The sequence below is a fragment of the Candidatus Methylomirabilota bacterium genome (assembly GCA_035260325.1).
In the GTDB taxonomy this organism is placed as follows: domain Bacteria; phylum Methylomirabilota; class Methylomirabilia; order Rokubacteriales; family CSP1-6; genus AR19.
This window is the reverse complement of record DATFVL010000078.1, coordinates 1-8651: the sequence shown is the minus strand read 5'-3', so window position 1 is coordinate 8651 and position 8651 is coordinate 1. Positions and strand designations below refer to the sequence as shown.

8 protein-coding genes are annotated in these 8651 nt (G+C 68.8%); 3 read left to right on the top strand and 5 right to left on the bottom strand.

Features of this window, described 5'->3' with window-relative positions; all coding sequences use genetic code 11:
- Positions 1-523 precede the first annotated feature (523 nt).
- Positions 524-1720, top strand: coding sequence for a hypothetical protein (locus tag VKG64_05505; protein ID HKB24494.1), 1197 nt, complete (start codon positions 524-526; stop codon positions 1718-1720).
- A 242-nt stretch (positions 1721-1962) separates the two neighbouring features.
- Here the strand turns inward: VKG64_05505 and VKG64_05500 are convergent, their stop codons facing one another.
- From VKG64_05500 to VKG64_05485, 4 genes are all read right to left on the bottom strand, one after another.
- Positions 1963-2676, bottom strand: coding sequence for a hypothetical protein (locus tag VKG64_05500; GenBank protein HKB24493.1), 714 nt, complete (start codon positions 2674-2676; stop codon positions 1963-1965).
- 352 nt (positions 2677-3028) lie between these two features.
- Positions 3029-4771: a sodium:solute symporter family protein gene (locus VKG64_05495; protein HKB24492.1), complete on the bottom strand. Its 1743-nt coding sequence runs from the start codon at positions 4769-4771 to the stop codon at positions 3029-3031.
- Positions 4768-5892 (bottom strand): DNA recombination protein RmuC, encoded by a 1125-nt coding sequence (locus VKG64_05490; protein HKB24491.1) that lies wholly within the window; start codon positions 5890-5892, stop codon positions 4768-4770. The genes VKG64_05495 and VKG64_05490 overlap by 4 nt, the downstream gene beginning before the upstream one ends.
- Positions 5892-6767, bottom strand: a complete 876-nt coding sequence (locus VKG64_05485; protein ID HKB24490.1) for a TIGR02757 family protein — start codon at positions 6765-6767, stop codon at positions 5892-5894. Before VKG64_05485 ends, VKG64_05490 begins: the two co-directional genes overlap by 1 nt.
- 32 nt (positions 6768-6799) lie before the next feature.
- On the opposite strand from VKG64_05485, the gene VKG64_05480 reads away from it, so the two are divergent.
- The gene (locus VKG64_05480) at positions 6800-7597 is read left to right on the top strand and encodes an aspartate dehydrogenase (protein HKB24489.1); all 798 of its coding nucleotides are present in this window, start codon (positions 6800-6802) and stop codon (positions 7595-7597) included.
- Between the two features lie 161 nt (positions 7598-7758).
- On the top strand, positions 7759-8358 hold the full coding sequence (locus VKG64_05475) for a hypothetical protein (GenBank protein ID HKB24488.1): 600 nt from the start codon (positions 7759-7761) through the stop codon (positions 8356-8358).
- 16 nt (positions 8359-8374) lie between these two features.
- On the opposite strand, the gene VKG64_05470 is transcribed toward VKG64_05475, so the two are convergent.
- The coding region (locus VKG64_05470; protein ID HKB24487.1) for an FAD-dependent oxidoreductase at positions 8375-8651 on the bottom strand (277 nt) is incomplete at its 5' end.

Below are 8651 nucleotides of genomic sequence, written 5' to 3'. Positions count from 1 at the left end.
GCCGCCGTCGCCGCCCTCGAGTTCGCGGTCATGGATCCGGTTGGGCCCGTCGCAATTTGTCTCGGCCTGATCATCCCGAGCGGACCAGGCACCGTCTCGGCTCACCCGCTCGAGTCTCCTTCCACCCGAGCCCCTCCTCTCCCGCTCTCGTAACGCCGTCCCCGCACCAGCGGTCCGCCAAGCCCGCAGTAGGCGCTGCGTGGTGCGAGGACTCGTCAGAGCACACCTCGCGCGTGGGAAAGGAGGGGAAGCCGTCTCGCTCGCACTCCTGGCGCTCACCGGTGTGACCGGTGTGATCGACGCGGTGAGCTTCCTCGTTCAAACGACCGGCGATGATGACCGTGGGCATCCGACCGAGTCCACACCACGAACGCGGACTGACTGATCGGAAAACATGCCGCATCGCCGGATGAGAAAGGAGGCATCGGACGTCCTGTTCATCATGAGCGAACGGCGCAGGCCGTGAAAAGCACAATGGACGTGTGGCTTCACAGTGGCGGTCCCACAACGAGGAGGTCCTGCCATGATGCGGAAATGCTCGCTCACGCTCTTCCTGCTTCTCATGATTCCCGTCCTTCTCCTGAGTGTCGGATCGAGCCGAGCCGGCGATCACGACAGCATCGCCAACTTCAAGCTCCGGAAGACGATCGACATTCCGGGGCTCCAGTTCTTCGACATCAGCTTCGTGGACGCGACGAGGCACCGGTACGTTTTAGCCGACCGGTCCAATGCGAGTGTCGACATCATAGACACGGAAACTAATACGCTCCTGCACCAGATCGGCGGGTTTGCTGGGCAAAAGTTCAATGCGAATGGTACCCTCGACAATGACCACTCCGGACCCGACGGCATCCTGATCGTCCACAGCACCAACCAGATCTGGGTCGGCGACGGCGATAGCACGGTCAAGGTCTTCGACCTCAACACGTTTGCCCACATTAAGACCATCAGCACGTGCCCTACCGGGGACACTGTGTCGGACTGCGCGCGCGCGGACGAGATGGCCTTTGATCCCCGCGATCACCTCCTGATCGTGGCCAACAATGCGGCCAGCCCGGACGCTTTCGTGACGCTGATCTCCACGACGTCAATGACGGTCGTGGACCAGATCTTTTTCCCCGCCGCCACGTTCACCGGTGGCATCGAACAGTCCGTGTGGGATCCGGCGACCCGGCGCTTCTATACCTCGATCCCCGCGTTGAAGGGCAATGCAAATCATGGAGCCGTCGCCGTCATCAACCCCAGGCCGCTCGGCCATGCCACTATCGAGACGCTGTTTCCGGTCGACAACTGCAATCCCACAGGGCTAGCCCTGGGACCGCACCAGCATCTATTGCTCGGGTGCAGCCTGAAGAACGGGCAGTCGGTCATCATGGACGCCCGGGATGGCCACATCGTGAAGGTCGTCCACGGGGTCGGCGGGTCGGATGAGGTGTGGTTCAACCGGGGTGACGATCGCTACTACCTCGCGGCTCGAAATAACGTCCCAGACCTCACCACGGGAAAGGTCGTCCCCGCGCTGGGCATCATCGATGCCGAGACGAACACACTCCTCGCGGCCATCCCCACCCCGAAGCCGCTCAACCCGCGCGCCAGCGCGCATTCCGTGGCGGCGGATCGGATCCTCAACCATGTCTTTGTGCCGCTGCCGAAAAACGCGGCCGTGTGCCCGAACGGCTGTATCGGGGTGTACTTTAGCGAGGACGAAGACGAGGAGTAAACGCGCCGTCTGGGTTGGCTGATCCTTCCAGTAAGCGAAACGGCGGCGCCGTGCCGCCGTTTCGTTTTTGGCTATTAGAGCCGTTCTTTTATGATTGCTCAGATGGCGTCGGGGAGACGCAGGTGACCTGCCCCCATCTTTGGTCCAGTCATGATGAGAGCGTCGGCTCGGGTGCCCCCGCAACGGGCCCTATTCGGAGGGCGAGTGCGGCCCAACGAGGCCCAACGGATCCCAACGAGCCTCTATGAGGGCCAACGCGCCCCAACATGGCCCAAGGGTGCCGCCCCGCGGGTCGGGCGCCGGGGCCCGAGAATCGCCTCCACGCCTCTTGAGAATCCTCGCTCAAGCCCCTCCACGGCTGGGACATCAGCTGGCTCGACGCGGACACCCAGCTCCTCTATGTCGCCGATCGCTCCAACAAGAGCGTCGACGTTTTCGACGCGAGAACCAATATGTTCGTGAAGGCGATCACGGGAGGGTTCGCGGGAGTCGCCTTTGACCCTGTGAAGGGCACGGCGGACAACGGCCGATCCGGTCCCAACGGCGTCGTGGCGAGTGGACATTGGCTTTTTGTGACCGACCGGATCCACGAGGAGGCCCCAGATCGCCTCGCGAGACGCCGCGATGTCACGAGCGAGCCCCGGGTCACCGTCCTGCAGGACCGACAGCACCTTGGGGAGCAGCAGATCGTACTCTTCCCGAAGCTTGGCGACGGCGACTCCGGCGCCCTGATGGAACGCCCTGAACCGAGCCACCAGGTCATCGACCTGATTCTTGAGCGAGAGCTTGGTGAAGATCCCGATGGCCTCGCTGTCTCGGAGCCGCTTCTCCAGAGCGGCCAGATCCAGGGCTGGCGGTGCCGGCGGCTTGGCGGCGACGAGTGGGGCGCTTTCCTTTCGAGGAACCTTCGAGGGCGCCGCGGCGCCCGGTGCGGGTACGGGAACCGGGGCTGGCACGCGAGCCGCAGGCGGGGGAGGCGCGGGCGCGGCAGGCGCGGGCGGTGCAGAACCCGCGCCCCGGGGCGGCACGGGCGCGGCGGCCGGGGGCGGCGCAGGGACGACCGGCGTCGGCGCCGCCAGGGGCGGAGAGGATGCGACGGTGCGATCCCGCGACGTTGCGCATCCCGCGAGTGCGATGGCGCAGGCGATGAAGGCGGTCGCGACGGCAACGGGTTGGCCGCGCCGGCGCACGACGCTCTCCCGGTGGACGGCCGGGGGCCTCACCCCGCCGACGGGGCCGACTCACCGCTGAAGGAGCAGGAGATCCCGTCGACCTGCATGGGGATGAGCCCGGTCGTCATCGAGCGAACTATACTACGCCGCTTTTCGGCTCCGGCACGCCGCGGGTGGCGCCGACGAGGTACCACGTGAGCGCGAGCGCGGCGAGGACGGCGATCGCGCCCCGCACCGGCCGCCCGAGCACGAGGCCGCCGATGCCGAAGAGCCCGAGGTAGACGACGGCGCAGCCGAGCGCCCACTGGACGAGCCCCACGCCGAGCGCGACGTCGACGCCGGCGGTGGGCACGATCGCCGTCCAGCCCGGCCCGCCCGGCCGCACGCGCCAGTAGAAGGTGCGGAGGCTCGCCGCGGGCTCCGGAGCCGTGAGGTACGTCACCGCGAGCCAGACGACCGTCGTCGCGGCGGTCGTCAGGAGCAGCAGCTGGGCGAAGCCGCGCGGATCGTCGGCCGAGAGCCCGAGGCCGAGCTGCGCGGCGAGCGAGAAGATGAGCGCCGCCGCCATGGCGCTCACCTCGGACCACGCGTTCACGCGCCACCAGTACCAGCGCAGGAGGTAGACGAGCCCGGTGCCGGCGCCGATCGCGAGGAGGAACTTCCACGCGCCCTCGACCGTGCCGATGTTCATCGTGACGACGCCCGAGATCACCATCATGACGACCGTCGCCAGGCGGCCCGCGCCGGCGTAGTGCCTCTCGCTTCGGCCGCGCGCCCAGAAGCGGCGGTAGACGTCGTTCACGAGATAGGAGGCGCCCCAGTTCAGCTGGGTGGAGATCGTGGACATGTAGGCAGCGAAGAACGCGGCGATCAGGAAACCGCGCCAGAAGGGCGGCAGGTGGTCCACCATCACCTTCACGTAGCCCGACTCGGGATCGGCGAGCCCCGGATAGAGGACCATCGAGACGAGCGCGACGACGATCCACGGCCACGGGCGGAGCGCGTAGTGGGCGATGTTGAACCAGAGCGCCGCGAGGAGGGCGTGGCGCTCGTTCTTCGTCGAGAGGATCCGCTGGGCCACGTAGCCGCCGCCGCCGGGCTCGGCGCCCGGGTACCAGGACGCCCACCAGTTGACCGCGAGGTACACGAAGAAGGTAAGCGCCGGCATCCACGCCGAGTCGAGCGACGGGACGAAGGCGAGGGGCGCATCGTCGGGGAAGCGCGTGTGCAGGGTCGCCAGGAGCCCCGACATGCCGCCCACCGCGCCGAGGGCGAAGAACGCGAGCGCGATGCAGCCGCTCATCGCGAGGATGAACTGGAAGAAGTCCGTCACGACGACGCCCCAGAGCCCGGAGATCGTCGAGTAGAGCCCGGTCAGCACGAAGAGCCCGACCGTCGCCTCCACCTTCCCCACGTTGAGCGTCATCCCGATGATCTTCGCCATCGCCGCGGTGACCCAGCCGATGATGATCGAGTTGATCGCGAGGGCGAGATAGCACGCCCTGAAGCCGCGGAGAAAGGCCGCGGGCCGACCGGAGTATCGGATCTCGGCGAACTCGGCGTCGGTCATCACGCCCGCGCGCCGCCAGAGCTTCGCGTAGAAGACCACCGTGAGGATGCCGCTCATCACCATGCTCCACCAGAGCCAGTTGCCCGCGATCCCGTACTTGACCGTGAGCCCGGTGACCACGAGCGGCGTGTCGGCGGCGAAGGTCGTCGCGACCATGGACGTGCCGGCGAGCCACCACGGCACCGCGCGGCCGGACAGGAAGTACTCCTCCGACGACGCTCCGGCGCGGCGCGAGTAGAAGAGGGCGATGGCGATGGAGACGACGAAGTAGAGGACGATGACCGCCCAGTCGATCGCCGTCAGCGTCATGGCCCCGTCCCCGGCAGCGCCGGCTGGTCGCCGCCCTTGCGCTCGATCGCCTCGAGCTTCGTGCCGAACCGGTCCAGCGCGCGATCGGCGTCCGCGAACTGATTCTGCGCGTTGCCCAGATGCTTGCCCAGCATCCGCAGGGGATCGCGCACCTTGTCGAGGTCGCCGGCGAGCCGGGCGAGGTCGTTCTGGATCTCTTGCGCGTTGGCCTCGATCCTGAGCCCGCGCAGCCCGAGGATGATCACCTGCAGGTAGGCGTAGAAGCTGTTGGGCGAGACCGGCACGACGCGTCGGGAGAGGGCGTACGCCGCGATGGGCTCGTCGCCCGGATCGGCGTCGTCCTTGATGATGATCTCGTAGTAGACGTTCTCGGCCGGCACGTACATCAGCGCGAAGTCGTACGTTCCCTCGTCGGGCAGGATGTACTTCTTCGCGATCTCGTCGATCCGCAGCTTCACGTCGCGCGCGAACTGCCGGCGGAAGGGCCGGCGCTTCTCCTCCTCCGTCTCGTCGAGGATCCGGCGGAAGTTCTCGAGGGGGAACTTGGCGTCCACCGCCACGAGCCGGTCGCCGATCCGGATCGCGGCGTCCACCTTCTCGCCGCTCCGGAACTGGTGCTGGAGCGTGAAGTAGTCCCGGGGCAGCATCTGCGCGAGCAGCTCCGCCAGCAGCGTCTCGCCCAGCCCGCCACGGACCTTCGGTGACCTGAGGATCTGCTCGAGCCCCTGGATGTCCCGGCCGACCTCGACCACGCGCTGCGTGGCCTCCCCGAGCTTGCCGAGGCTCCCCTGCACCTCGCCGACGACCCTCGCCTGGTGGTCGAGACGCTCGCCGATGGAGGTCTGCGAGGTCGAGATGAGCCTCATCCCCTCCTGCAGCTGACGCGTCACCTCGGTGCTCACGCCCTTCAGCTCGGTCGTCACGGTCTGCTTGAGGCCGCCGAAATCGTCCTTCACCTGCAGCCTCACTTCGGACAGCTCCCGCCGCAGGCCCTCCTGGCCCTCGCGGCCTTCGCTCCGGACCGCCTCGATCTGCCGCTGGAGCATCGCCATCACGACGAGCCAGAGCCCGACGGCGACCGCGACGAGCACGCCGGCGATCAGGAGGGTCGCGAAATCCATCAGCGCCGCCGTCCCTTCCAGTGCCGGCAGACCGCCTTGAACCCGCACGGCGCGCAGACCTGCGCGTCACGGCGGTCGAGACAGTCGCCGGACATCCGCTTGTGGCAGAGGGCGAAGTCGTACTTCACCGGGTCCGCGGGGTCGATCACCGCGAGGCGCGCCGTGATCTCCACCGCCATCGTCCAGGTGCGCGAGCGGCGGCGCGTGAGCCCGATGGCGCGCGAGATGTTCTCGACGTGCGTGTCCACGGGCATGAGCAGGCGCGCCGGCGAGATGGACGTCCACAGGCCGAAGTCGGGCGGCTCCCGGCGGACCATCCAGCGGAGGAACAGATGCAGCCGCTTGCACGGACCGCCCACGGACGGCAGCGGGAAGAGGTGACGGTAGCCGCGCGAGCGCCGGCCGCGCGGGAAGACCTCGCGGAGGTCGGCGTCGAGGAACGCGCGGGCGAAGCGTTCGAGGGCGGGGCCGATCGGGCCCTGCGCGTCGGGGTCGCCCGCGGCGAAGCATTTCTCGAGGGTGCCGTACCGCGCGAGGATCTCGCGCGCGGCCAGACAGAACGCGACGAGGTCGCGCGGCCGGTTGAAGCGGTAACGGAACCCGTCGAAGGCGCGGGCGTCGCGCGCGGGATCGAAGTCGGCGACGAACCGCGCCGGCGACGGCCCCATCACGCGGAGCACCTTGTCGAGCTCGCGGCCGAACAGGTCCACGCGCCCGTAGGCGAGACACGCCGTCAGCAGGGACACGAGCTCGCGGTCGCGCGGCTCGGTGTAGCGGAGGGGAAACTGCAGGGCGTCGCGCCCGACGCGGGCGCCGTAGTCGAACTCACGGTAGAGCCGCTCGAGCGGCTCTCTGAGCGTTCGCGTGGGCGTCATCCCACCACGCGGCATGATACCATGCGCCCGAGATGAACGTCGGCATCGTCGGCCTCGGCGCGATCGGCCGGCAGCTCTGCCGCGCCCTCGCCGACGGCATTCCGGGGCTGGCGCTCGCCGGCGCGACGGCCCGCGATCGGGAGAAGGCCGAGCGGTTCTTGAAGGCCCTGCGCGTGCCGGCGCCCTTCCTCTCCCTCGACGATCTCGTCCAGGCCTCCGACCTCGTCGTCGAGGCCTCGACCCAGGCTCACCTCGAGGAGGTCGCGCCCAAGACGCTGAAGGCGGGCAAGGACCTGGTCGTCCTCTCGTGCGGCGGGCTCCTCGGCCGCCAGGACTGGGTGGACCTCGCGGCCGCGAACCGCTGCCGCATCCTCGTCCCGTCGGCGGCGATCGCCGGTCTCGACGGCGTCAAGGGCGCGCGCGTCGGCGCGATCACGTCGGTCACGATGGAGACGCGCAAGCCCCCGCGCGGCTTCGCGGGCGCGCCGTGGATCGAGCGGCAGAAGATCGACCTCGACGCGATCACGCGGGAGACGCTGATCTTCGAGGGCCCCGCGACCGAGGCGTGCCGCGCGTTCCCCGCCAACGTGAACGTCGTCGCGGCGCTCTCGCTCGCCGGCATCGGCCCCGAGAAGACACGCATCAAGATCTTCGCCGCGCCCGAGCAGCGGATGAACCGCCACCGCATCACGGTCGAGGGCGAGTTCGGCCGGCTCAGCGTCGAGATCGAGAACGTCCCGTCGGAGAACCCGCGCACGGGCAGGCTCTCCTACCTCTCGACGATCGCCCTCCTCCGCGACCTCTCCGCCACGCTCCGCGTCGGCACCTGACCGGGGACCCTCGCCCTGAGGAGGCACGGCGTGGCGGATAACTGTTCAGTCGGCCGGAATCCATCCAGCTACCGACAGAGGCTGTCAAGACATTTTAGCGGAAAGACAGTCGTTTAGGGGTCATTCAGGTCTTGGTTCCAGGATTGCACCACTCACCCGGCATGAGCCACGACGGCGATCGCAAGCCGCGCCGGGGAGCGAAGTATCGTGACTTCGCGCCCGCCCTGCTGCTGCTGACCGCCCTCGCGCTACTGATGGCCGGCGTGACCGCCGCGCGTCTGGGCCTGATCACGGTGGAAGTGAAGATCGGCGTGGGGCCGCGCGCCGCCATTCCCAAGATGACGGTCGCCGCGCCGACAACGCCGCCGCCTCCGCGTCGCGCGGCGGTACCGGAAGGGCCCACGCCGGTCGCCGCCGGAGCCCCGGAGCCGCTCTCTGCGACTGCGCCGGCTCCCGCGCCCGCGAGACTCGCGCGAGAGCTCATACCGGCCATCGAGATGGCTGAGGCCGCCGTTCCGCGCGACGCCCCTGCGGCGCCGGTGAAGGCGGCGGCGTTCACTCCGCCGCGCAAGTTGCTCGCGTCCGCGGCCGGCAAGCTGACGCGCGTGGTGGATTGCACGACGGTGCCGGCCAACACGGACCCGACCGAGGGCGAGATCAGCGGCACCACGGGTCTGCCGGACCAGGTGACCTACTTCAAGCTCGGCGAGAAGACGCCGCCGTGTCGCCCGGTCGCGCGCACCGTCAGCAGCGCGCGCTGATCCCATCGGCCCTACCCTAGTGCGGCTGGGTCGCCTCCAGGTAGCGCTCGGCCTCGAGCGCCGCCATGCAGCCGGTGCCGGCGGCCGTCACGGCCTGGCGGTAGACGTGGTCCTGCGCGTCGCCCGCCGCGAAGACGCCGGGGACGCTGGCGGCGTGGTCCGCGTCGGTCTTGACGTTGCCCCGCGCATCGAGCTCGACCCCCAGCTGTTCGACGATGCCGGGATGCTCGGGGTGCAGGAAGCCCATCGCCAGGAGCACGAGGTCGACACCGACGGTGAACTCGCTGCCGTCG